Raw genomic sequence first — 24322 nt, forward strand, 5'->3', positions numbered from 1 at the left:
GCCTGTCCAGGCGGAATCCGCCGCGGCCGACATCGGCAACAGACAGTCAAAGGGGATCAGCAATGGCCACGCAGCGAAGCGACGTGTCAGAGGGCGCAGTGAGGCAGTCGAACACGAAGACCCTGTTGGGCACGGGTGTGGGCAACGCGCTCGAATGGTTCGACTGGAACATCTACGCGAGCTTCGCGGTGTACTTCTCGACCCAGCTGTTCAACTCCGAGGACCCGCAGTCGGCCTTCCTCGAGACGATGGCCGTGTTCGCCGTCGGCTTCGTCGCGCGCCCCTTCGGCGGCTTCGTCTTCGGGTGGATCGGAGATCGGATCGGTCGGAAGCACTCACTCACCCTCTCCGTCCTCGCCGCCTCCGCCGGCTCTCTCATCATCGCGATCTGCCCCACCTACGACCAGATCGGATGGGTCGCCTCGGCGCTTCTCGTCCTCGCCCGCCTGCTCCAGGGCCTGGCCCACGGCGGCGAGCTGCCGGCCGCGCAGACCTATCTGGCCGAGCAGGCACCCCGCGAGAAGCGCGGTCTCTACGCGAGTTCGATCTACGTCACGGGAACGATCGGCCTCCTCGTCGGTCTGGGCCTTGGGCTCGTCCTCAATGCCGTTCTCACGTCCGAGCAGATGGACAGCTTCGGCTGGAGGATCCCCTTCGCCGTCGGCGCGCTGCTCGGACTGTTCGCGCTGTGGATCCGATCGTCGATGGAGGAGTCCGAGGTCTTCGAGCTGCACCAGGTCGAGGTCGCGAAGACGCAGCAGGTGAAGCGGAACGTGTTCGTCGAAGTCGCGCAGAACTGGAGGACCGGGCTCACCGTCATCGGAATGACGATGGGCCTGACCGTCGCCTATTACATCTGGTCGGTGACGATGGCCTCACTGGCACAGACGACCTGGGGATACTCCTCGAACGACGCCTTCACCGCCTCCCTCATCGGGAACTTCGTCCTCATCGTCGTCCTGCCGTTCTGGGGCGCGCTGTCGGACCGGATCGGTCGGAAGCCGTGCATGCTCATCGCGACGATCGGCTCCGCGGTCCTGTTCATCCCTCTCATGCTCCTTGTCGCCGGCGGTCAGCTGTGGCAGCTCGTCTTCGCGATCAGCATCCAGCTGTTCCTGCTCGCGGGTACCCTCTCGCACGCCCCGGCCACCTACGCCGAGATGTTCCCGACCTCGCAGCGCACCGCCGGATTCGGCATCCCCTATGCGATCGCGATCGCCGCTTTCGGCGGCACCGCAGGATACGTCCTCACCTGGATCGGGGATCCGATGAAGTTCGCGATCTACGCGATCGTCCTCCTCGTCCTCACTGCCGCGACGATCGCCTTCGTCCTGCCCGAGAGCAGGGGCAAGGACCTCACCCAAGCCTGAGGCGCTCCGCCGCCCGCCGGGTGAGATCCGGCACTGAATCTGGCCGGGCGGAGGCCCGGGGCCTAAGATCGGATGAGTGCCCCTCTACTTCGACCATGCCGCGACCTCGCCGATGCCGCAGGCGGTGCTGGAGACCTTCACCACCGAGCTGCGCAGGCGGGGCAATCCCTCATCCCTGCACTCCGGCGGCCAGTCGGCGCGGATGCGGATCGAGACCGCGCGCGAAGAGCTCGCGGCGGCATTGGGGGCGACCACCTCGGCGGAGGTGATCTTCACCTCGGGCGGAACCGAGGCCGACAATCTCGCCCTCAAGGGCCTCTACCTCGCCCGCAACGGCGGGACCTTCGCCGCGCCCGGTCGCCCGCGCGTGCTCACCTCGACGATCGAGCACCACGCGGTCCTCGACACCGTCGAATGGCTGGCGACCCAGGGCGCCGAGGTCGCCTGGCTCGAGGTCGACGAGGACGGGCGGATCGACCTCGACGCCGCCCGCGCCGAGCTCCGCAGGGCCCCGGAGCGGACCGCGGTCATGTCCGTGATGGCCGCGAACAACGAGATCGGGACGATCCAGCCCATCCGCGAGCTCAGTGCCGCCGCCGCCGAGGCGGGGGTGCCCTTCCACGTCGACGCCGTGCAGGCGCTCGGGCAGGTTCCCATCGACTTCGCCGGACTCGGCGCGACCGCGGTATCCGTGAGCGCCCACAAGGTCGGCGGGCCCGTGGGCATCGGCGCGCTGCTGCTCGACCGCGGCGCCAAGCCCGTCCCCGTCCTCCACGGCGGGGGACAGGAGCGCGGAGTCCGCTCCGGCACCCTCGACGTCGCCGGCGCCGTCGCGTTCGCCGCGGCCGTGCGTCTGGCCACCGAGGACGGCGACGCCCGCGCCGGCAGGCTCGGCGCGCTGCGCGATCGCCTCATCGCCGGCATCGAGGCGGCGATTCCCGACGCCCGCCTCTCCGGCCCGCGAGGGTCCGGCAGGCTGCCGGGCAACGTCCACTTCACCTTCCCCGGGTGCGAGGGCGACACCCTCCTGTTCGGACTCGACGTCAGGGGGTTCGCCACCTCGACGGGATCGGCGTGCCAGGCCGGGGTGTCGCGTCCCTCGCACGTCCTGCTCGCCTGCGGCCGGGACGAGGACACGGCGCGGTCCACCCAGAGATTCACCCTGGGGCCGACGACGACCGAAGCGGACGTCGACGCCCTGATCGCCGCACTGCCCCCCGTCGTCGACCAAGCCCGGCAAGCCGGGATGGTCTCCGCCACCCCGCGATGGATGCAAGGAGCGTCATGAAGATCCTCGTCGCCATGTCCGGCGGAGTCGACTCCGCCGTCGCCGCCGCCCGCGCCGTCGACGCCGGCCATGAGGTCGTCGGCGTCCACCTCGCCCTGTCCCGCATGCCCGGCACGCTGCGCACCGGCTCGCGCGGCTGCTGCACGATCGAGGACTCCCGCGACGCCCACCGGGTGGCGGGCATGCTCGACATCCCCTTCTACGTCTGGGACTTCTCCGAGCGGTTCAAGGAGGACATCGTCGATGACTTCATCGCCGAGTACGCCGCCGGTCGCACCCCCAACCCGTGCATGCGCTGCAATGAGCGGATCAAGTTCGCCGCCCTCCTCGACCGCGCGCTGGCGCTCGGCTTCGATGCGATCGCCACCGGCCACTACGCCGAGGTGGTCCGCGACGACCAGGGCAACCCGGAGCTGCATCGCGGGGAGGACCTCGCCAAGGACCAGTCGTACGTCCTCGGCGTGCTCACCGGCGACCAGCTCGAGCACTGCTATTTCCCGATCGGGGCGACCGCGTCGAAGGCGGAAGTCCGCGCCGAGGCGGCCGAGCGGGGATTCCCGGTCGCGAACAAGCCCGACTCCTATGACATCTGTTTCATCCCCGACGGGGACACGAAGGCGTGGCTGTCCGACAAGATCCCGATGCGCCCGGGGCTCATCAAGGACTCCGACGGCGAGGTCCTCGGCAGCCACGACGGGGCGATGACGTTCACGATCGGCCAGCGCAAGGGCCTGGGCATCGAGAAGCCGGCGGCCGACGGACGGCCCCGCTACGTCACCGACCTCGACCCCGCGACGAACACCGTCACCGTCGGCTCCCGGTCCGATCTCGCGGTGCACCATCTCACGGGGATCCGCACCTCGTGGTGCGGTCAGGCCCCGTCCGACATGGGGACCACGCCCGCGACCGGCATCGACTGCGAGGTCCAGGTGCGCGCCCACGGTGATCCCGTGCCGGCACGGGCCTGGCTCGGCGACTTCGTCACCGAGCTCCCCGCGCATGAGGCGAACCCCGCTGTCGACGAGGTGACCGTGCCGGCCGCCCGACCCGCGGGCCAGCTCATGCACGTCGACGTCGCCGAGGCGCTGTCGGGCATCGCGCCGGGTCAGACGATGGTCATCTACCGCGGCACCCGGGTCCTCGGCCAGGCGACGATCGACGTCACCGCCAAGGACCCCCTCGGCGTCTGAGGCTCAGCTGCTCGTCGACCAGACCTGCTGCGATCCCTGGGCACCACGGCGGCTGCGGTGACGACCGCGGGTCTCCGCGCTCGTGCCCCGGCCCTGTCCACCCTGGCGGCTGCCTCCGGCACTCGCGCCCCGGGACTGTCCGCCCTGACGGCTGCCTCCGGCGCTCGCCCCACGGGATTGTCCGCCCTGACGGCTGGCTCCCGCGTGAGCGGCCGAGTCGCGGTTCGCCTCGGCGCTGCGGGCGCTGCCGCCGCCGCGTCCTCCGCGTCGGCGCGAGCTCCTGCCGCCCGGTGCCCGCTGCCCCGACGACCGCTCGGCTGTCGGGCGTGAGCTCGATCGGGGGCTCTCCTTGGGCTGCGGGGCGACGAAGGGGGCGATGTCGCCGACGAGCTCGGACACCGCGGCGGACTCGGCGGTGACCTTCTGCGGGGTCGCCTTGATGGCGGCCCGGCGCAGCAGTGCCAGCGTGTCCTTGCGCTGCTCCGGGACCATGATCGTCACGACATCGCCGGAGCTGCCGGCGCGGGCCGTGCGACCGGACCGGTGCAGGTAGGCCTTGTGTTCGGTCGGCGGGTCGACGTGGACGACGAGTTCGACGGAATCGACGTGCACCCCGCGGGCGGCGACGTCCGTGGCGACGAGCACGCGGACATCGCCGGCGCTGAACGCCGCGAGGTTGCGGTCCCGTGCCCCCTGGGACAGGTTGCCGTGCAGGTCGGCCGCCGGAATGCCCTGGGCGGTGAGCTGCCGGGCGAACCGCTTCGCCCGGTGCTTCGTGCGGGTGAAGAGGATGCGCCGTCCGGTGCCCGAGGCCAGCCGGTGGACGAGCTCGTTCTTGTCGTCCTCGGACACCTCGAACACGCTGTGCGTCATATCGGAGACGTGCGAGGTGGGGTCGTCGACGGAGTGGAGCACCTCGTCGTGGAGGAACCGGCGCACCAGCTTGCTCACGTCATTGTCCAGGGTGGCGGAGAAGAACATCCGCTGTCCGGTCTCGGGCGTCTTCGCGAGGATGCGGGTGACGCCGGGCAGGAAGCCGAGGTCGGCCATGTGATCGGCCTCGTCGAGGACCGTGACCTCGATGCGATCGAGGGAGACCAGCCCCTGCTGGAGCAGGTCCTCGAGTCGTCCCGGGCAGGCGACGACGATGTCGACGCCGGCGTTGAGGGCGGTCTCCTGGCGCTTCTGGTTGACTCCGCCGAAGATCGTCGTCGTGCGCATCCCGCAGGCCTGGGCCAGGGGATCGAGCACGTTCGTGATCTGCGTGGCGAGTTCACGCGTGGGTGCGAGGATGAGTCCGCGCGGCAGGCGGGGCCGGCGCGGGCCGGTCTGGGAGGCGGCCAGGCGGGCCACCATGGGGATCGCGAAGGCGAGGGTCTTGCCCGAGCCCGTCTTCCCCCTGCCGAGCACGTCCCGTCCCGAGAGGGTGTCCGGGAGCGTGTCCTGCTGGATGGGGAACGCCATGGTCTTGCCGTCCGCGCGAAGGCGATCGGCGATCGTGGCGGGAACGCCCAGATCGGTGAAGGTCACCGGCGTGTCACCGGCGGGGGTCGAGACGGCCTCAGCCGTGGTCGCCGCCGTCCGGCTCGGGCGCCTGCCCGAGGTGCGGGCGGCGGAGCTGGCAGCGGAGGAGGGGGAATGCGTGGAGGTGATGGGATGGCCCTTCGACGTGCCGGACGACGTGCCGACGTGTGATGACGGGTCTGTCGTGACCGGACAGGATGTGGGAGCGCCGATTGACGCTCTCGAACGCCGAGAGAAGATGGCTTCGTGGAATGTGCGCCGGGAGATCCTCCCAGCCGCATCAGACGAGGTGTCCTGACGACGCAGGGAACCCGAGATCGGGTTCGCAGTGCCTCCAGTCTACATCTCCTCGGCGGTCAATGCCCATTCCATCGGATCCGCCGACGTCATCGCGATACTGTTGGGAGCATGAAGGAGTTCCTCCAGGAGGTCGTGAGAGCGCCTTACGGAACCTGGACCTCACCGTTGAGCGCCGCCGAGGTGCATGCCGGGTCCGCGCCGATCTTCGACGCCCGGTTCCGCGGCGAGCACATCTACTACTCGACCAAGGTGCCCGACGAGAACTCCCGCACCGGCCTCGTCCGCACCTGGCTCTCCCACCCGCAGGACCGGGAGCAGATCCTGCCCGCGGACTTCAACATCCGCTCCTCGGTCCACGAGTACGGGGGAGCGGCCTGGGCCCTCGACCCGACCAGCGAGATCGTCTACTTCGTCAACGCCGCCGACCAGAGGATCTGGCAGTTCGTGCCCGGGCGGGCGCCGCACCCCCTGACGCCCGACACCTCCGGCCGGATCCGGTACGGGGACCTGACGATGACCCGATGGGGGCTGCTGTGCGTGCGCGAGGACAACCGCAGCACCCGCAAGGAACGCGCGATCGTGCTGCTGACAAGGCATGGGACGACGAACGTGCTCTCGCGTCACGCCCACTTCATGGCCTGGCCGCGGCTCTCACCCGACGGGGCGACGCTCGCCTTCATCGGGTGGGAGCACCCGGACATGCCCTGGGACTCGACGACGCTGTGGCTCATCGACGTGCGCACCCCGCAGATCCCCGTCCGCGCCGTCCTGCCCGGCCGGGACGTCTCCCTGCTCCAGCCCGAGTTCACCTCCGACTCGACTCTCGTGCTCAGCTCCGACCACTGCGGACACTGGGCCCTCTACGCCCTCGACATCGGCCCTCGTGAGGCGAGCGGTCCCCGCGGCGTGCGGCCGGCCGGCCCCCGCCACCCCGGGGCGAGCGGCGGGCACCGGACGCTGCGGATCTCCGATCTGCGGCCCGTCCTCGACACGGGAGCCGAGATCGGCGGGCCGCTGTGGCAGCTCGGGGCGCGCTGGCACCTGTGCGCCGAGGGCGAGATCTGGGCGCACTCCCAGGCCGACACGGCGCGGATCGTCCGGGCGTCCACCTCGACGGAGACCCAGCCGCACTCCCAGGTGACGGCGGTGACGACGATCGGACGGACCTTCGGCAGCATCGAACTCCACGACATCTCCGCCACCCACGTCCTCGCCTCGGCGAAGTCGAGCGACTCGGTCGGTGCGCTCTACGCGATCGACCGGGCGAGCGGGGAATTCACCGAGATCGCGGCCGAACGGCACGACGCCCACCGGGAGTACTTCTCCCACCCGTACACGCGAGAGCTCGGCGGTGTTCCCGTCGTCATCCACCCGCCCCACAACCCGCGGTTCTCCGCCGACCCCGACGAGCTGCCTCCCTGCCTCGTCGTCGTCCACGGCGGACCCACCGGGCAGGCGACCGCGGACATGTCGGCCCGCAGCAGCTACTTCACCTCCCGCGGGATCGGCGTCATGGAGGTCAACTACGGCGGCTCCACCGGCTACGGCCGGGCCTGGCGCAACCGTCTGCGCGGACAGTGGGGGATCGTCGACGTCGACGACACGGTCGCCGCCGTCCGCGGACTCATCGCCGAAGGGCTCGCCGACCCGCGCCGGATCGCGATCAGCGGGGCCTCCGCCGGGGGATGGACGGCGCTGTGCGCGCTCGCCTCCTCCGACGTCTTCGCCTGCGGAACCTCCTACTTCGGAGTCACCGACCTCATGCGGTTCGTCGTCGACACCCACGACTTCGAACGCCACTACATCGACGGGCTCGTCGGGCCCTGGCCTCAGGCCCACCACGAGTACATGACGCGCTCGCCGATCCGCAGGGTGCGCAGCATCGACGCCCCCGTGGCGATCATGCAGGGCGATCGCGACCCCATCGTCCCGCCCTCCCAGGCCGAGGAGTTCGTGGGCATGCTCGAACTCATGGGTGTGGAGTACATTTACCGGTTGTACAAGGGCGAATCCCACGGTTTCGTCCGCGCCGAGACCATCATCGATTCCCTGGAAAGCGAGTTCGGATTCTATGTCGACGTCTTCGGGATCCCCCGGCCCGACCACCGGCCCTGAGCACACGGTCCCCGGTCCTGAGCGCACGGTCCCCGCCGCGGCGTCGACGACGGGAATCTGGATCCCCCAGTCCGGTCCCGGCACCGCAGCGGTGGGACCGCGCGGCGCCGACTCGCCGCGTCCGGCGCTCGAGGCCGCTCGGACCGGCGTCGACGTCCTCGGCGAGCACCAGCCGCCCCTGCCCCTCGTCGCCCACCGGTCGGCCGAGCGGTGGGGCGCCGACGCGGTCGGCCGCGGGCTCGGGCTGCTGCGCGACCTCCACGTCGACCGCACCTCCTTCGGGTGGCGGCTGACGAGCACGGGAGGCCGGGACGAGCGGCTCGAGGCCTCCGCCCTCGGCGAGGCCCTCGACGCCCTCGCCGAGTCCGCGGCCGGCTTCACCGGCGAGGTCCAGGTGTCCCTGCCGGGACCGTGGACGCTCGTCACGGCGCTGAGCCTGACCTCCGGGGCTCCCGTCCTCGGCGACCACGGCGCCCGCCGCGACGTCGTCCAGGCCTACGCGTTCGGCATCGCCGACCTCGCCGAGAGGATCGCGGACACCGGGATGCGCCCGGTCGTCCGCCTCGTCGAGTCCCGCCTGACCCCCGTCCTCACGGGCACCTGGCCCACCGCCTCCGGACTGCGCACCCTGCCCGCGATCGCCGAGACCCAGGTCTACGCCGCCCTCCGCTCGACCCTGTCCCACCTGCCTCCGGTCCTCCTCAGCCTCCCCGACCTCGACCCCCTGCGGCTGCGGGGCAAGGAGATCCCCGCCGCCGAGGTGGTCCGCGCGATCGGCGCCGCGTCCGTGTCAGTGCCGTGGGCGACACTGAGAGCGTCCGGCTGGGAGCAGCTGGCCACCCTCGCCGAGGCGGGCGTCGGCATCTGGGTGCACCTGCCGGTGGCTGCCGGGTCGAGTCCCGGGGAGGTCACTCGGTGGCGCGCCCGGCTCGTCGAGCCGTGGACGCGGATCGGCATGGGGGCGCGCACCCTGCGCGAGTTCGGCGTGCTCGCCGGGGAGGAGCTGCCGCTGAGCCACCCGCCGTTCCTGCCCGTTGCCGGATCCGCGCCGGACCGCCCCGGCGTGGTCTCGGGCGCGGGCGCGGCCTCAGGTGCGGGGACGGGCGCGGGCATCAGCCGAGGACATATGATGATTGCCGCCGGACTTCGACGCGCGCTGGAGGAGATCGAATGACCACGACACGCAAGGACGCTGCCTCCGGGGCCGACACCGCCGGGACTCCCCAGGGCTCGGCTGACCCTGCCGGGACTCCTGACGCGGCGGGGGCTCCGGACGCCTCCGACGTCGACCTCTCCGATGCCTCGGCGCGCGCCCAGTACCACGCCGCCCTCGTCGAGACGATCGAGGAGCACCGGGCCGCCTACTATCAGCACGACCAGCCGCTCGTCGCCGACGCCGAGTACGACGAGCTCGTCCGCCGCCTGCAGGCCCTCGAGGAGGAGTTCCCCGAACTCGTCAGCGACACCTCGCCGACCCAGACCGTCGGCGGAGCGGTCGACACCTCGACCTTCGACCCGGTCACCCACCTCGGCCGGATGTACAGCCTCGACAACGTCTTCGACTTCGACGAGCTCCGCGCCTGGTATGAGCGGGTGCGCTCGGCCACCTCGGCGCGGTCGAAGTTCCTCTGCGAGCTCAAGATCGACGGGCTCGCGGTCAACCTCCTCTACCGCCGCGGCGAACTCGTCCGCGCCGCCACCCGCGGCGACGGCCGGGTGGGGGAGGATATCACGGCGAACGTGCGGACGATCTCCGACATCCCGCACCACCTCGACACCGAGTACCCGCCCGCTGAGGTCGAGATCCGCGGCGAGGTGTTCTTCCCCGTCGAGAAGTTCGCGGAGCTCAATGCCTCCCTCGTCGCCGAGGGCAAGGCGCCCTTTGCGAACCCCCGCAACTCGGCCGCGGGGTCGCTGCGGCAGAAGGATCCGGCGGTCACGGCCCGGCGGCCGCTGCACATGCTCGTCCACGGGATCGCGGTGTGGACCCCGGCCGACGACTCCCACCCCGAACCCGAGCGCCAGTCCGAGGTCTACGAGCAGTTCCGGACCTGGGGGCTGCCGATCAGCGAGCACTCGAAGGTCCTCGAGACCCTCGAGGAGATCGAGGAGTTCATCACCCACTACGGCGAACACCGCCACGACGTCGTCCATGAGATCGACGGCATCGTCATCAAGGTCGACGACTTCGCCCTCCAGGAGACGCTCGGCTACACCTCCCGGGCGCCGAGGTGGGCGACGGCCTTCAAGTACCCTCCCGAGGAGGTGACGACGAAGCTCCTCGACATCCAGGTGCAGGTGGGGCGGACCGGCCGGGTGACCCCCTTCGCCGTCATGGAACCGGTCACGGTCGCCGGCTCCACCGTCGAGCGCGCGACCCTGCACAACGGCTACGAGGTCAGGCGCAAGGGCGTGCTCATCGGCGACACCGTGACCCTGCGCAAGGCCGGCGACGTCATCCCCGAGGTGCTCGGCCCCGTCGTCGCCGCCCGCGACGGCAGCGAACGCGAGTTCGTCATGCCCACCCACTGCCCCTCGTGCGGGACCGAGCTGGGGGAGCAGAAGGCCGGCGACAAGGACCTGCGCTGCCCGAACGCCCGCTCGTGCCCGGCCCAGCTGGCCAACCGGATCTTCTACCTCGCCTCCCGCGCGGCGTTCGACATCGAGGCCCTCGGCGAGGAGGCGGCCCTGGCCCTGACCGCCCCGGCCGAACCCGAGTCGCCGCCGCTGACCTCCGAGGCGTTCCTCTTCGACCTCAGGCCCGAGGACCTCGCCGACGTCCAGATCTGGAGGAACAGGAAGGTCAAAGGCGTCGAGACCGGCGAGCGGGAGCTCGTTCCCTACTTCTACACGCGGGGCACGGCGAAGAAGCCCAGCGGTCCCACGGCGAACACGACGAAGCTCTTCGAGGAGCTGGAGAAGGCCAAGGACCAGGACCTGTGGCGGGTCCTCGTCGCCCTGTCGATCCGCCATGTCGGGCCCACCGCCGCCCGGACCCTGGCCGCGCACTTCAGGTCCCTCGAGGCGATCCGGGAGGCGAGCCTCGAGGAGCTCTCCGCCGTCGACGGGATCGGTGCGACGATCGCCTCGAGCATCCACGACTGGTTCGAGATCGACTGGCACCGCGAGATCGTCGACCGGTGGAGGGCCGCAGGCGTGCGCATGGAGGACGAGGAGCAGGAAGTCGCGCCGCAGACGCTCGAGGGGCTGACCATCGTCGCCACGGGATCCCTGAACTCGTTCACCCGGGACGGGATCAAGGAGGCGATCGTCGCCGCCGGCGGCAAGGCCTCGAGCTCGGTGTCGAAGAAGACCGACTACGTCGTCGCCGGGGAGAACGCGGGATCGAAGCTCGACAAGGCCGAGTCGCTCGGGGTGCCGGTGCTCGACGAGGACGCCTTCCGCCGGCTCCTCGAGACGGGCAGCGTCGACTGACCGGGAGGACCGATCCCGTGAGGATCGGGCACGGGATTCCTCGACGGGACCTGCGGTGACCGGTCACGGAGCCTCTCGCGCCCGTTTTCGCTGTGAATGAGCCGCAGATCCGCCGATTGGATCGGGTTCGTTACGGTTTGATGTCGATTTCGTTACCGAACACCAAGGTGGGACTCAGGTGGGATTGAGGCTGGGACCAGATTCGCCTGCCAGAGTGAAGGCATGAACGCGATTCCCCGAGTCCTCGCCGGCACAGCCGTCGTCCTCGCAGCAGTACTCACGACAGCACCCCTGACCGCTGGAATCGCCGATTTCGTCCTCAACCCCGGAGGGTCGCCGGACAAGCGACCCGGTGCTCAGGCCGTCGCCGGTGAGCACGACGACGAGGACGCCGGCACGACCGACGCTCCCGTCGCTGACGCCGCGTTCGCCCTGCGCCGGACCGAGGCCGCCCGCTCGACCGCCCTGCGGACCACCGGGAAGGGCCCGCGGACGACCGAACCGCTCGAGGGCAGGACCCTCATCCCGGCCCGCGAGGCGACCCGGGCCACTCCCTCCGCCGTCACGGCCGAAGCCCATGAGGTGGTCTCGGCCGAAGCCCGCATCGCCGCGCTCGCCGCGGACCTCAGGGCCGGGGTCGAAGCCGGGGAGATGAGCGAGGAGGATGCCGCCCGAGTGCTCGACGACCTCGCCGGCTACATCCGCGGGGAGCGGACGTGGCCCGAACGCGACATCGCCTGAGCCGACCTATCATGGCCCCATGACCACGGTGCCGCACAGCTCCCATTGGGGTGCGTTCGACGTGGAGGTCTCCGGCGACCGGATCGCCCGACTCATCCCCGCCGCCTCCGACTCGGATCCGAATCCGCTCATCCACGACCTCGGCGAGGCCGTCGAGTCCCCGGTCCGCGTGAGACGACCGGCCGTGCGGCGATCCTGGCTCGAGGCCGTGCGGTCCTCGACCGGCACAGGCGTGACGCCGGACGGCTCGCGGAACGGGGCCCCGCTCGACGCCCGCCGCCGGGAGGACCGGGGCAGGGAGCCCTTCGTCGAGGTCGACTGGGACGAGGCGCTCGACCTCGTCGCCGGAGAGCTCGCCCGGGTCCGCGACCGGCACGGGAATGCGGCGATCTTCGGCGGCTCATACGGGTGGTCGAGCGCGGGCCGGTTCCATCACGCGAGGACCCAGCTCCACCGCTTCCTCAACGCCTTCGGCGGCCACACCTCGCAGGTCGGCAACTACAGCTACGGCGCGGCCGCCTTCGTCCTGCCCCATGTGCTCGGCTCCGCCGATTTCGCGAACGGCCGGCTGACCAGCTGGGACGTCATCGCCGAGCACACCGAGCTGTGGGTGATGTTCGGCGGGCTCGCGATGAAGAACACCCGCATCGAATCGGGCGGCATCTCCGACCACACGATCGGCGGATGGCTGCGGAGGATCCGGGCGAACGGCTGCGAGGTCGTCTCGATCTCCCCGATCCGGGATGACGCGCCCGACGTCGTCGACCCGAGCTGGCTGCCGGTGCGGCCGACCACGGACACGGCTCTCATGCTCGGACTCGCTCACACGCTACTCGTCGAGGGCCTCCACGACGCGACGTTCCTCGCCACCCACTGCGTCGGCTGGGAGCGCATGGCCGATCATCTGCTTGCCGCCCCGGCCAAGGACGCCGAGTGGGCGAGCGCGATCACGGGGATCCCGGCGGAGTCGATCCGCGACCTCGCCCGCCGGATGGCACGGCACCGGACGATGATCTCCGTGACCTGGTCGCTGCAGCGCGCCGACCACGGCGAGCAGCCCTATTGGGCGGCGATCCTGCTTGCGGCCATGCTCGGACAGATCGGCCTGCCCGGCGGCGGATTCGGCTTCGGCTACGGGGCCACGGGGACGATGGGCAGCTGGAAGTACCCGTTCCCCGCCCCGAGGCTTCCGACCGGGCCGAACCCCGTCACCGCGCCGATCCCGGCCGCGCGGATCGCCGACATGCTGCTTGATCCCGGCGGGGAGTACGACTTCAACGGCAGCCGCTGCCGATACCCCGACACCCGGGTCGTCTACTGGGCGGGAGGGAACCCGTTCCACCATCATCAGGACCTCAACCGCCTCCGCCGGGGATGGGCCGGGCCGGAGGCCATCGTCGTCCACGAGCCGTTCTGGACGGCGACGGCCCGTCACGCCGACATCGTCCTGCCGGCCACGACGACCCTCGAGCGCAACGACATCGGCGCCGCATCCGGGGACCCGCGCATCATCGCGATGCACCAGGCGATCTCCCCGCGTCACGGTGCGCGCTCCGACTACGACATCTTCTCCGACCTCGCCGCCCGACTCGGCATCGCCGAGGAGTACACGCAGGGCCGGTCGGAGATGGAGTGGATCGAGCACCTCTACGCGACGACTCGATCGGCCGCGGCCGAGCACGGGATCGCCCTGCCCGACTTCGCCCGTTTCTGGTCCGACGGGGGCGTCGACATCGACCCCGGCAGCACGGTTCTCCTCGAGGACTTCCGGGCCGACCCCGAGGCCCATCCGCTCGCCACGCCCTCGGGCAGGATCGAACTGTTCTCCGAGACCGTCGCCTCCTTCGGCTATGACGACTGTCCCGGACACCCCGTCTGGATCGAGCCCGCGGAATGGCTGGGCGCAGCGGCGGCGACACCGGGATCCCTCCACCTCGTGTCCAACCAGCCGGGACAGCGCCTGCACAGCCAGCTCGACATGGCCGGGACCAGCCGGACGAGCAAGGTCTCCGGCCGCGAACCCTGCCGGCTCAACCCCGCCGACGCCGCCGAACGCGGGATCGCCGACGGCCAGATCGTGCGCGTGTTCAACGAGCGCGGCTCCTGCCTGGCCGGGGTGCGCCTGAGCGAGGACATCAGCCGCGGCGTCATCCAGCTCTCCGCCGGAGCATGGTACCAGTCCGACGGGGGAGCGGCCGGGGCCCTGGAGATCCACGGCAACCCCAATGTGCTCACCCGCGACCGGGGCACCTCCCGCCTCACCCAGGGGCCGGCGGCGCTGACGGCCCTCGTCGAGGTCGAACCCTACGACGCCGAGGCGCCGGCGGTGACGGTGACCGACTCGCCCCCGCCCCTCGTCGCCGACTGAGCCATCCCGCCTCGGCGGCGCGCGGCCCCGCCGCCCCACCTCGGCGCGGTCATCGCGTCCGCCGCGCCACCTCGGCGAAGCTCACATCTGCCGCCGCCGGGCGGGCAGGGCGAAGAGACTAGACTTGTCGGGAGCAATCAGAACGATGAAAGGCAGGGAATGACGGAGTCCTCCACAATCACCCCCGAGCAAGTGCAGCATCTGGCTTCGCTGTCTCGGATCGCCATGGGCGAGGACGAGCTGACAGCGCTCGCCGGCGATCTGACCACCATCCTGGGAAACGTCGCCAGGGTCAACGAAGCGGTCGGTGACGACGTGCCCGCGACCAGTCATCCGATCCCGCTGTCGAACGTGCTGCGTCCCGATGTCGTCGGCCCGACCCTGACGAGTGAGCAGGCGCTCGCCTCGGCGCCGGCCGCGCAGGACGACAAGTTCGTCGTCCCGCAGATCCTCGGGGAGGAATGATGAGCGAACTGATCACGAAGAGCGCACTCGAACTCGCCGAGGGACTCCGGTCCGGCGAGTTCTCCTCCGTCGAGGTCACCCAGGCCCATCTCGACCGCATCCATGCCACCGAGGACGACTTCGGCTCCTTCATCACCGTCACCGACGAGCTGGCGCTGGAGACGGCGAAGTCCGTCGACGCCCGGCGCGGCAGCGGTGAGGACCTCCACCCGCTGGCCGGTGTCCCCGTGGCGCTCAAGGACCTCGTCGTCACCGCAGGCGTGCGCACCACCGCCGGGTCGAAGATGCTCGAGAACTGGGTCCCGCCCTACGAGTCGACCGTCCACCTCAGGGTGCAGGACGCCGGACTGCCCGTGCTCGGCAAGACCAACCTCGACGAATTCGCGATGGGCTCGACGACCGAGCACTCCGCGTTCGGCACCACCCGCAACCCCTGGAACCTCGAGCGCGTGCCGGGCGGCTCCTCCGGCGGCGCCGCCGCCGCGCTCGCCGGATTCCAGGCGCCCCTGTCCGTGGGCACCGACACCGGCGGCTCCGTCCGCCAGCCGGCCGCCTTCACCGGCACCGTCGGCGTCAAGCCGACCTACGGGTCGATCTCGCGCTACGGCATCATCGCGATGGCCTCGAGCCTCGATCAGGTCGGCCCGATGGGCCGCGACGTCGCCGACGCCGCCGCCCTCCACGAGCTCCTGGCCGGTCACGACCCGCTCGACTCGACCTCGCTGCCCGACGAGGTGCCCGGATTCGTCGCCGCCGCCCGCCGCGGTGACCTGGGGGGCAAGAAGCTCGGCGTCATCAGGCAGCTGCGCGGTGAGGGCTACCAGGACGGCGTCATCGACTCGTTCACGGCCGCGCTCGACATCGCCGCCGCGGCCGGTGCCGAGATCGTCGAGGTCGACTGCCCGTCGATCTCCTACGCCCTCGACGCCTATTACCTCATCATGCCCTCCGAGGTGTCCTCGAACCTCGCCCGCTACGACGGCATGCGCTACGGACTGCGGGTCGAGCCCAGCGACGGACCGGTGACCGCGGAGACCGTCATGGCCGCCACCCGCGCGGCCGGATTCGGCGCGGAGGTCAAGCGCCGCATCATCCTCGGCACCTATGCCCTGTCGGCCGGGTACTACGACGCCTACTACGGCTCGGCGCAGAAGGTCCGGACCCTCGTGCAGCGGGACTTCGCCCGGGCCTTCGAGGAGGTCGACGTGCTTGTCTCGCCGACGGCCCCGACCACGGCGCTGCGCTTCGGCGCCGAGTCCGACTCCGACCCGATGGCCCTCTACCTCGGCGACGTGACGACCCTGCCGGCGAACCTCGCCGGGATCCCCGGGCTGTCGCTGCCGTCGGGACTGGCCGACGGACTGCCCGTCGGCCTGCAGATCCTCGCCCCGGCCCGCCAGGACATCGCCCTCTACGAGGTGGCCGGACCTCTCGAGGCCGCACTCGCCGCGTCCGGTGGGCGCGTGCTCGACACTCTCGCGGAAGGACTGACCGCTCAGTGAAATACGAAGACGCGATCAAGAAGTACGATCCGGTCATCGGCATCGAGGTCCACGTCGAGCTCGGCACCGAGACGAAGATGTTCGACGCGGCCCCGAACTCCTTCGGCGGCGGACCGAACTCCAACATCACCCCCACCTCGCTGGGCCTGCCGGGGTCGCTGCCCGTCGTCAACGAGAAGGCCGTCGAGTACGCGATCAAGATCGGCCTGGCGCTCGGCTGCGACATCGCCGAATCCTGCCGGTTCGCCCGCAAGAACTACTTCTACCCGGATGTTCCCAAGGACTTCCAGACCAGCCAGTCGGATGAGCCGATCGCCGCCGACGGCGAGGTCGAGGTCGAACTCGAGGACGGGACGACGGTGACCATCCCCGTCGAGCGCGCCCACATGGAGGAGGACGCCGGCAAGAACACCCACGTCGGCGGGGCGACGGGCCGCATCCACGGGGCCGTGCACTCCCTCGTCGACTACAACCGCGCCGGCGTGCCGCTCGTCGAGATCGTCACCCACCCCATCACTGGCACGGGGGAGAGGGCCGCCGAGGTGGCCGCCGCCTATGTCCGCACCCTGCGCGACATCTTCCGCGCCCTCGGCGTCTCCGAGGCGAGGATGGAGCAGGGCAACGTCCGCGCCGACGTCAATGTGTCCCTGCGCGAGAGCCCCGAGGCACCGCTGGGCACCCGCACCGAGACGAAGAACGTCAACTCGTTCCGCTCGATCGAGCGCGCGGTCCGCTTCGAGATCGCCCGCCAGGCGAGCGTCCTCGAGTCCGGGCGGAAAGTCGTCCAGGAGACCCGGCACTGGCACGAGGACACGGGGGAGACCACCTCGGGTCGCGTGAAGTCCGACGCCGACGACTACCGCTACTTCCCGGAGCCGGACCTCGTCCCGCTCGTGCCCAGCCGCGAGTGGATCGAGGAGCTGCGGGCGAGCCTGCCCGAGCTGCCCGCGCAGAAGCGCCGCCGGCTCCACGCCGAGTGGGGATTCTCCGACCTCGAGATGCGCGACGTCGTCAACGCCGGCCTGCTCGACGCCATCGAGGACACGGTGGGCGAAGGGGCGACGCCGGCCGCCGCCCGGAAGTGGTGGACCGGTGAGGTCGCCCGCATGGCCAAGCAGCGTGAGGTCCACCCCACCGAGCTCGTCACCCCCGCGCAGGTGGCCGCGCTCGCGCAGCTCATCGCCGACGGCAAGCTCAACGACAAGCTCGCCAAGGAGGTCCTGGCCGGGGTCGCCGCCGGAGAGGGCGAGCCCGCCGAGGTGATGAGCGCCCGCGGACTCGAGATCGTCGAGGACACGGGTGCCCTCGAGGCCGCCGTCGCCGAGGCGATCGCGGCCAACCCCGATGTCGTCGAGAAGATCAGGGGCGGGAAGATGCAGGCCGTCGGCGCCCTGATGGGCCCGATCATGAAGGCCACGCGCGGTCAGGCCGACGCCGGGAAGGCCAGGGAGCTCATCCTCGCCCAGATCAACGGCTGAGACCGCGCCCGCCCGCGGCAGGCGTTCCCGCCTCGGCCGGGGAGCTCGCCCGCGGCGGGGGAGCCCCTGCCCTGCGGAAGTCTCAGGATTGATCCAGCCGCACCCCTTAGACTCGGACGTCAAAGACGTCGGGTGAGGGGTGCGGCTGTCCGCATTCCCCGGGAAGTCGATCAGCGCGCTGAGCATGCTCGGGTTCGTGCGGGAGGTGGAAGTGGTGTCACGGTCGTGGAAGTCCCTGTGGAAGAGCGAGTGCGGGACGATCGTCCCGGTCTACCGTGTGCTCGTTCCCGAGAGCGTCAACGAGGAGATCCTGCGGGCGTGGACCTCGCGCGGCTATCGCTGCGCGGCAGGTGCGCCGAGCCCCATCATGCTCACCGGCGGGATGCGCCGGAACTTCTTCCGCTCGAGCATCCTGTTCAAGGGCGGGACCGCCACCGGCTCGGCGGTCACCGCCGGTCTCGCCGCCCCCGCGGGACTCGCCTGGATCTCCGGTTTCGGCGAAGCGGCCCTGACCCTGGGTGCGGCGGGAGGCGCGAGCGCCGTGGGGACCGGGATCGTCGCCGCGGTCCTCGGCCCCAGGTACTTCCGGGATCCGAAGCGGCTCAGCCGGAGGAACCGGAGGAAGGCCGCCGAGGCGCAGTGGATCACCCCCGCCACCCTCGGTTTCGTCCCCGGCCGGAAGGACGGCCGGGACACGGATGAGCAGCGGCTCTTCCACCTCGCCGTGACGATCGCGAGGAAGATCGTGCGGACCAGGGCATGGACCCACCCCATCCTCGCCGACCACGTCTCCCGGGTCGATCTCGACCACGCGGTCGCCTCGGTCGGCGTGCGCCTGGCCGAGCTGGTCAAGCTCCGGGAGGAGATCGAGAGCATCAGGGACGAGCGCACCTCGGCGACGGTCGAGGCCTACCTGTCGAAGCTCGCCATCGCCTTCACCTCGATGGCGAACCGGGTGGTGTCGATGCACGGGTACTACGAACGGCTCGTCGCCCTCGACCGGCAGCTCATGCTCCTCCACAACTCGGAGCGCTCCCGCGAACTCGGCGACCGCGTGCTCGACGTCCTGTCCCGGACCGCCGCGGACGACTCCGCCGACTGGCAGTTCCGCGAGCTGCGAATCGACGCGGAGTCGCACTCGGAGGTCATCTCGGGTCTCGTCGCCGAACTCGACGAGACGGCGGACACCTTCGACGACTTCGACACCCGACTCGCGGCGGCGGAGGAATCCATGCGCGCGCTCGACACCGCGCCCCGCCGCGGCAGGGAAGCCGGCGCTCCCGACTGACCCCCGCCTCGGCGCGGGGCGGCCGACAGACCGACGGCCACCTCGGCGAGGCGGGGGTCAGTGACCGAAGGGGTCGGGATCGACTCCGGGCATCCAGGACTTCCCCGGCACGTCATAGCCGTTGGCGGCCTGCGCCTGCTTCCACTTCTTCGACCACCGCTTGTCGAGGCGATCGACGTACAGGGTGCCCTGCAGGTGGTCGAATTCGTGCTGCATGATCCGGGCGAACCATCCCTCGGTCGACAGCGACACGGTCCTGCCCTGTTCATCGACTCCGGTGATCGTCACCCGCTCGGCGCGCTTGAGCGGGAAGTCGAGGCTGGGCACCGAGAGGCAGCCTTCGGACTCGTCGACGGGGTCGGGCCGCGTCTCGGGCACCTTCGAGGCGACGAGGACCGGGTTGATGAAGACGCCGCGCCGGCGCACCCCCTGGTCGTCGTCGGCGTCGTAGACGAAGATCTGCCTGCCCACACCGATCTGCGGTGCGGCGAGGCCGACTCCGTTGCTCGCCTCGAGGGTCTCGTACATGTCGGCAACCAGGGTGGCGAGCCCCTCGTCGAAGGCGGTGACCTTCTCGGCGCGACGGTGGAGGACAGGCTCGCCGTAGATGACGATGGGATGGATGGCCATGGGGAACATCGTATCCGTTCCCTCCGGTCGGGCCGGAAATTGCTCAGCTGTTCGCAGGGCTCGACCGGCATCAGTGCGCGGTGCCGCGACGAACCGCCCTATCCGGTCGGGAGTATGACGAAAGTTTCGCTGACAGTGAACGCGGATTGTTGAGCAGTCATCCTCGGAACAGGGTGGACCCGGCCGTGGTTAAGATGAGCAGGAACCGGAGATGAGAACAGCAGCTGAAGCCATCGGCTGATTCGTCGGTGGCGACACCGTCACTGCTCTCGGTCCGCTCGAATGTTCGCCCCTGTGAAAGGACATGACTTGACCATCTACAACAACGTCTCCGAACTCGTCGGCCGGACGCCGCTCATCCGCCTCAACAAGGCCAGCGAGCGCTCCGGTGCCGAGATCGTCGCGAAGCTCGAGTCGTACAACCCGGCCAACTCGGTCAAGGACCGGATCGGCGTCGCGATGATCGACGCCGCCGAGCAGTCCGGTGAGCTCAAGGAGGGCGGCACCATCGTCGAGGCGACCTCCGGCAACACCGGAATCGCCCTGGCCATGGTCGGAACGTCGCGCGGGTACAAGGTCGTGCTGACCATGCCCGAGTCGATGTCGAAGGAACGTCGGGCGCTGCTGCGCGCATTCGGCGCCGAGCTCATCCTCACCGACAAGTCCCTGGGCATGAAGGGCGCTGTCGCGAAGGCCGAAGAGATCGCCGCCGAGGGGGCCGTGCTCGTCCGCCAGTTCGAGAACCAGGCGAACGCCGCCATCCACCGCGCGACGACCGGTCCCGAGATCCTCGCCGACACCGACGGTGAGATCGACATCTTCGTCTCCGGGATCGGCACCGGCGGCACGATCACCGGCGCCGGCGGCGCCCTGCGCGAGGCCAAGCCCGACATCAGGATCGTCGCTGTCGAGCCGGCCGCCTCGCCGATCCTCTCCGGAGGAGACCCCGCACCGCACATGATCCAGGGCCTGGGAGCGAACTTCGTGCCCAAGGTCCTCGACACCGACATCTACGACGAGGTCGTCACCGTCGACAACGACGATGCCTTCTCCCGTGCCCGTGAACTCGCCCGGGAGGAAGGACTGCTCGTCGGCATCTCCTCGGGCGCCGCGGTCGTCGCCGCCGAGCGGGTCGCTTCCCGCGAGGAGAACGCGGGCAAGCGAATCGTCGTCGTCCTGCCGGACTTCGGCGAGCGCTACCTCTCCACCCCGCTGTTCGCGGAGTACATGGACTGAGCGGACCGATCGAGACGATGAAGGCGATGTGGACAGCGGCGGCCGCGGCAGTGGGGGCGGCCGCCTACGGACTGACCAGGCCGGCGGTCCGGGCGACGCTGCGCGAGGACCTTGAGACCGTCCGGCGCCGTGACCCGGCGGCCACGAACGACCTCGTCTCGATCATCTCGTATCCCGGACTCCACGCGATCTGGGCCCACCGCGGACTCCACCGGATGTGGCAGAACGACGCCACGAAGGTGCCCGCGCGGCTGCTGTCCCAGGCGGTTCGCACCCTGACCGGGGTGGAGATCCACCCCGGGGCGCGGATCGGCCGGCGCTTCTTCATCGACCACGCGAACGGCGTGGTCATCGGTGAGACCGCGGAGATCGGCGACGACGTCATGCTCTACCACCAGGTGACCCTCGGCGGCACCTCGATGGCGCAGACCAAGCGCCATCCGACGATCGGCAACAACGTCCTCGTCGGCTCCGGGGCCAAGATCCTCGGTCCAGTCGTCGTCGGGGACAACTCGTCGGTCGGGGCCAACGCCGTGGTCGTCAAGGACGTGCCCGCCGATTCGAGCGCCGTAGGGATCCCGGCCACTGTGCGGCCGAAGAGGGAGCTGCGGAAGGCGGCACGATCCGCGGCACCGACCGGTGCCGTCCCCGGTCGCGCGGCGGATCCGGGCCGCCATCCCGACTTCGAACTCGTCGATCCCGCGATCTGGATCTGATCGGGGTCACCGAGCCCGGGGACCGATGGCCTCGCCGGAGGGCGGGTCGAAGCGGAAGATCAACTGATCTCCCGCTCCGGCCCGCCTTTCCGCATTCACCCGTGGGCCTGCCCCATGGCGCCTCGGCGCCCCGGTCGCCCACTCGGGAATACTCCCGCCGCCTCGTCTGTTAAACTTTCAACTAATTACTTCAAAACTGAAGTTTAGGACGCAGGTCGCACCACGCGAACGTCGGGACGGTCCGGAAGGCCGGAGCACCTCGGCGGCGAACAGGAGGAAAGAGCATGGAATTCGGCATCTTCACCATCGGAGACGTCACCACCGACCCCACGGATGGCACCACCGTCTCCGAGCATCAGCGGATCAGGAACACGATCGAGATCGCGAAGAAGGCCGAGGAGGTCGGGCTCGACGTCTTCGCGACGGGTCAGCATCACAATCCGCCGTTCGTCGCACCTGCCAATCCGCCGGTGCTGCTGGCGAACATCGCCGCACAGACGACCAGCCTGAGGCTGTCGACCGCGACGACCCTCATCACGACGACCGATCCCGTGCGCATCGCCGAGGACTACTCCTACGCCCAGCACCTGTCCGACGGTCGGCTCAGCCTGATGATGGGACGCGGCAACACCGGCCCGGTCTACCCCTGGTTCGGCAAGGACATCAGGTCGGGCATCCCGCTGGCGGTCGAGAACTACAACCTCCTCCACCGTCTCTGGAGGGAGAAGAACCTCGACTGGGAGGGCCGCTTCCGGACTCCGCTGAACGGCTTCACCGTCACCCCCTGGCCGCTCGACGACGTCCCGCCGTTCGTCTGGCACGGATCGATCCGCAGCCCGGAGATCGCCGAGCAGGCCGCCTACTACGGCGACGGGTTCTTCCACAACAACATCTTCTGGCCCACCTCGCACACCGCCCGGATGGTCCAGCTCTACCGCCAGCGCTTCGAGTACTACGGTCACGGGGCGGCGCACCAGGCGATCGTCGGGCTCGGCGGTCACGTGTTCATGCGGAAGAACTCCCAGGACGCGGTCCGCGAGTTCAGGCCGTACTTCGACAATGCGCCCGTCTACGGGCACGGCCCCAGTCTCGAGGACTTCTCCACCCAGACCCCGCTGACCGTCGGGTCGCCGCAGCAGGTCATCGAAAGGACCCTCGGCTTCCGGGAATGGGCCGGCGACTACCAGCGACAGCTGTTCCTCATCGACCATGCCGGGCTGCCGCAGAAGACGGTGCTCGAACAGCTCGACCTCCTCGGCGAGGAGGTCATCCCGGTGCTCCGGAAGGAGTTCGCGAAGAACCGTCCCGCCGACGTTCCGGACGCACCCACGCATGAATCCCTCGTCGCCCGTCATCGTGCCGGCCTCGACCCGATCCCCGGCGGCGGCGAAGGGTCGCGCGCCCATGCCGACCGCCTCGAGCGCGAAGCGGAGTCCATGGAGACAGGAGGGAGCAGGAAATGAGGATCCTCAGTGTGGCGACATCCCTGAGCGAGGACTCGAGCACCCTGAGGCTCGCCGAGCGGATCCTCTCGGCGGCCGTCGCGGCCGGGGAGGAGCACGGGCTCACGATCGAGACGGACAGCATCAACGTCCGCACCCTGACCACCTCGCTCACCGACATGACCCTGACCGGGTTCCGCTCCGAAGCGCTCGAGGAGGCCTTCGCCAAGGTCGCCGAGGCGGATGCGATCGTCACCGTCACCCCGGTGTACAAGGTCGCTCCGGTGGGCCTGCACACACTGTTCTGGCAGCTCATCGACGAGCGGGCGCTCGCGGGCACGCCGGTGCTCATCGGATCGACAGGAGGGACGCCGAGGCATTCGCAGGCGGCGGAGACCATGCTGCGGCCCGTGCTCGCCTACCTCAAGGGCCTCGTGGTCCCGACCTCGGTGTTCGCCGCGACCGATGACTGGGGCAGCGTCGAGGGCGGGCGGAGCCTCGGCGGTCGGATCCGACAGGCGGCCGACGAGCTCGTCTCGCTGGCGGCGTCGGTGACGGGCGCAACGGGCACGACCACGTCGACGACCTCGGTGGGGACGTCCGCGACCACGCCACCGCGCACCGTCGACGCGTTCGACCCGGAGCTCATCACGCCGTTCGCCGAGCTGCTCGAGGGGCGGGCATGAGGACGGATGCGCGGCGAATCCGCCGATCGACCGGCGTGGAGGCTCGTTCCGCGGAGGGGAGCCCGCAGCCGGTCAGGTTCGGTCGTGACGCCGAGGCGCTGGCCCAGCAGAGCTGGAGGCTCTACATCGAGACGAGTCAGCGCCTCAGCCAGGTCCTCGAGGCCGGTCTCAGGGAGGAGTCGGGGCTGGTGCTCGGCGACTACAACGTGCTCCTCCTGCTGTGGGAGGCGCCGCGCCGCACCCTGACGATGAGCGCGCTCGCCAGGCGACTCGTGTTCTCGCCCTCGCGGCTCAACTACCGCATCAGGCTCCTCGAAGAGGCCGGCCTCGTGAGGAAGACCGGGTGTCCCGACGACAGGCGGGCGCACAACGTCACCCTCACCGCGCAGGGCGAGGAGACCTTCGTCGAGGCGGCGCGCCGGCAGCGCCGCCACGTCGACGAGCTCTTCCTCGATCATGTGCGAGCCGAGGAGCTCACCGTCCTCCACACGGTGTTCCGGCGGATCGCCGAGGCGCTGCCCGACTGACCCCGTCCCGGGCGTCAGGTG

The 24322-nt window shown here is 70.3% G+C and carries 20 protein-coding genes; 18 read left to right on the forward strand and 2 right to left on the reverse strand.

The window, feature by feature from the left end:
- Positions 1–62 precede the first annotated feature (62 nt).
- The 3 genes from DFO65_RS01450 to mnmA all read left to right on the forward strand — a co-directional run bounded on the left by DFO65_RS01450 (position 63) and on the right by mnmA (position 3848).
- The gene (locus DFO65_RS01450) at positions 63–1370 is read left to right on the forward strand and encodes an MFS transporter (protein WP_113902627.1); all 1308 of its coding nucleotides are present in this window, start codon (positions 63–65) and stop codon (positions 1368–1370) included.
- 76 nt (positions 1371–1446) lie between these two features.
- Positions 1447–2658: a cysteine desulfurase family protein gene (locus DFO65_RS01455; RefSeq protein WP_113902628.1), complete on the forward strand. Its 1212-nt coding sequence runs from the start codon at positions 1447–1449 to the stop codon at positions 2656–2658.
- Complete coding sequence (gene mnmA / locus DFO65_RS01460) at positions 2655–3848, forward strand: tRNA 2-thiouridine(34) synthase MnmA (protein ID WP_113902629.1); 1194 nt, start codon at positions 2655–2657, stop codon at positions 3846–3848. Before DFO65_RS01455 ends, mnmA begins: the two co-directional genes overlap by 4 nt.
- Before the next feature lie 3 nt (positions 3849–3851).
- Here mnmA and DFO65_RS01465 read toward each other — a convergent pair whose 3' ends face one another.
- Positions 3852–5378: a DEAD/DEAH box helicase gene (locus DFO65_RS01465; protein ID WP_245940414.1), complete on the reverse strand. Its 1527-nt coding sequence runs from the start codon at positions 5376–5378 to the stop codon at positions 3852–3854.
- Here DFO65_RS01465 and DFO65_RS01470 point away from each other — a divergent pair.
- The 10 genes from DFO65_RS01470 (at position 5368) to DFO65_RS01515 (ending at position 19064) form a co-directional block, all read left to right on the forward strand.
- Positions 5368–5670, forward strand: coding sequence for a hypothetical protein (locus tag DFO65_RS01470; protein ID WP_147233202.1), 303 nt, complete (start codon positions 5368–5370; stop codon positions 5668–5670). The genes DFO65_RS01465 and DFO65_RS01470 overlap by 11 nt on opposite strands.
- A gap of 110 nt (positions 5671–5780) precedes the next feature.
- Positions 5781–7787, forward strand: a complete 2007-nt coding sequence (locus DFO65_RS01475; protein ID WP_113902631.1) for a S9 family peptidase — start codon at positions 5781–5783, stop codon at positions 7785–7787.
- Positions 7744–8961, forward strand: a complete 1218-nt coding sequence (locus DFO65_RS01480) for a uroporphyrinogen decarboxylase/cobalamine-independent methonine synthase family protein (protein WP_113902632.1) — start codon at positions 7744–7746, stop codon at positions 8959–8961. Before DFO65_RS01475 ends, DFO65_RS01480 begins: the two co-directional genes overlap by 44 nt.
- Positions 8958–11222 (forward strand): NAD-dependent DNA ligase LigA, encoded by a 2265-nt coding sequence (gene ligA / locus DFO65_RS01485; protein WP_113902633.1) that lies wholly within the window; start codon positions 8958–8960, stop codon positions 11220–11222. The genes DFO65_RS01480 and ligA overlap by 4 nt, the downstream gene beginning before the upstream one ends.
- 222 nt (positions 11223–11444) lie before the next feature.
- Positions 11445–11963, forward strand: a complete 519-nt coding sequence (locus tag DFO65_RS01490; RefSeq protein WP_113902634.1) for a hypothetical protein — start codon at positions 11445–11447, stop codon at positions 11961–11963.
- Positions 11964–11982: 19 nt separating this feature from the next.
- Positions 11983–14331, forward strand: a complete 2349-nt coding sequence (locus DFO65_RS01495; RefSeq protein WP_113902635.1) for a molybdopterin-dependent oxidoreductase — start codon at positions 11983–11985, stop codon at positions 14329–14331.
- Positions 14332–14490: 159 nt separating this feature from the next.
- Entirely contained in the window at positions 14491–14796 is a 306-nt protein-coding gene (gatC, locus tag DFO65_RS01500; protein WP_113902636.1) for an Asp-tRNA(Asn)/Glu-tRNA(Gln) amidotransferase subunit GatC, read from the forward strand.
- Positions 14796–16298, forward strand: coding sequence for an Asp-tRNA(Asn)/Glu-tRNA(Gln) amidotransferase subunit GatA (gene gatA, locus DFO65_RS01505; RefSeq protein ID WP_113902637.1), 1503 nt, complete (start codon positions 14796–14798; stop codon positions 16296–16298). The genes gatC and gatA overlap by 1 nt, the downstream gene beginning before the upstream one ends.
- Complete coding sequence (gene gatB / locus DFO65_RS01510) at positions 16295–17776, forward strand: Asp-tRNA(Asn)/Glu-tRNA(Gln) amidotransferase subunit GatB (protein WP_113902638.1); 1482 nt, start codon at positions 16295–16297, stop codon at positions 17774–17776. Before gatA ends, gatB begins: the two co-directional genes overlap by 4 nt.
- A gap of 139 nt (positions 17777–17915) precedes the next feature.
- Positions 17916–19064: a hypothetical protein gene (locus tag DFO65_RS01515; protein WP_245940415.1), complete on the forward strand. Its 1149-nt coding sequence runs from the start codon at positions 17916–17918 to the stop codon at positions 19062–19064.
- A 57-nt stretch (positions 19065–19121) separates the two neighbouring features.
- Here DFO65_RS01515 and def read toward each other — a convergent pair whose 3' ends face one another.
- The gene (def, locus tag DFO65_RS01520; RefSeq protein ID WP_113902864.1) at positions 19122–19694 is read right to left on the reverse strand and encodes a peptide deformylase; all 573 of its coding nucleotides are present in this window, start codon (positions 19692–19694) and stop codon (positions 19122–19124) included.
- Positions 19695–20003: 309 nt separating this feature from the next.
- On the opposite strand from def, the gene cysK reads away from it, so the two are divergent.
- The 5 genes from cysK to DFO65_RS01545 all read left to right on the forward strand — a co-directional run bounded on the left by cysK (position 20004) and on the right by DFO65_RS01545 (position 24301).
- Positions 20004–20930, forward strand: coding sequence for a cysteine synthase A (gene cysK / locus DFO65_RS01525; protein WP_113902639.1), 927 nt, complete (start codon positions 20004–20006; stop codon positions 20928–20930).
- A gap of 17 nt (positions 20931–20947) precedes the next feature.
- On the forward strand, positions 20948–21646 hold the full coding sequence (epsC, locus tag DFO65_RS01530) for a serine O-acetyltransferase EpsC (protein WP_113902640.1): 699 nt from the start codon (positions 20948–20950) through the stop codon (positions 21644–21646).
- Between the two features lie 284 nt (positions 21647–21930).
- Positions 21931–23109 carry an LLM class flavin-dependent oxidoreductase gene (locus DFO65_RS01535; RefSeq protein ID WP_113902641.1) on the forward strand — a complete coding sequence of 393 codons (1179 nt, stop codon included), beginning with the start codon at positions 21931–21933 and terminating at the stop codon, positions 23107–23109.
- Positions 23106–23774: an NAD(P)H-dependent oxidoreductase gene (locus DFO65_RS01540; RefSeq protein WP_113902642.1), complete on the forward strand. Its 669-nt coding sequence runs from the start codon at positions 23106–23108 to the stop codon at positions 23772–23774. Before DFO65_RS01535 ends, DFO65_RS01540 begins: the two co-directional genes overlap by 4 nt.
- Positions 23771–24301, forward strand: coding sequence for a MarR family winged helix-turn-helix transcriptional regulator (locus DFO65_RS01545; RefSeq protein ID WP_113902643.1), 531 nt, complete (start codon positions 23771–23773; stop codon positions 24299–24301). Before DFO65_RS01540 ends, DFO65_RS01545 begins: the two co-directional genes overlap by 4 nt.
- Positions 24302–24322 lie beyond the last annotated feature (21 nt).

The sequence above is a fragment of the Brevibacterium sanguinis genome (assembly GCF_003315415.1).
GTDB classification, from domain to species: Bacteria; Actinomycetota; Actinomycetes; order Actinomycetales; family Brevibacteriaceae; genus Brevibacterium; species Brevibacterium celere_A.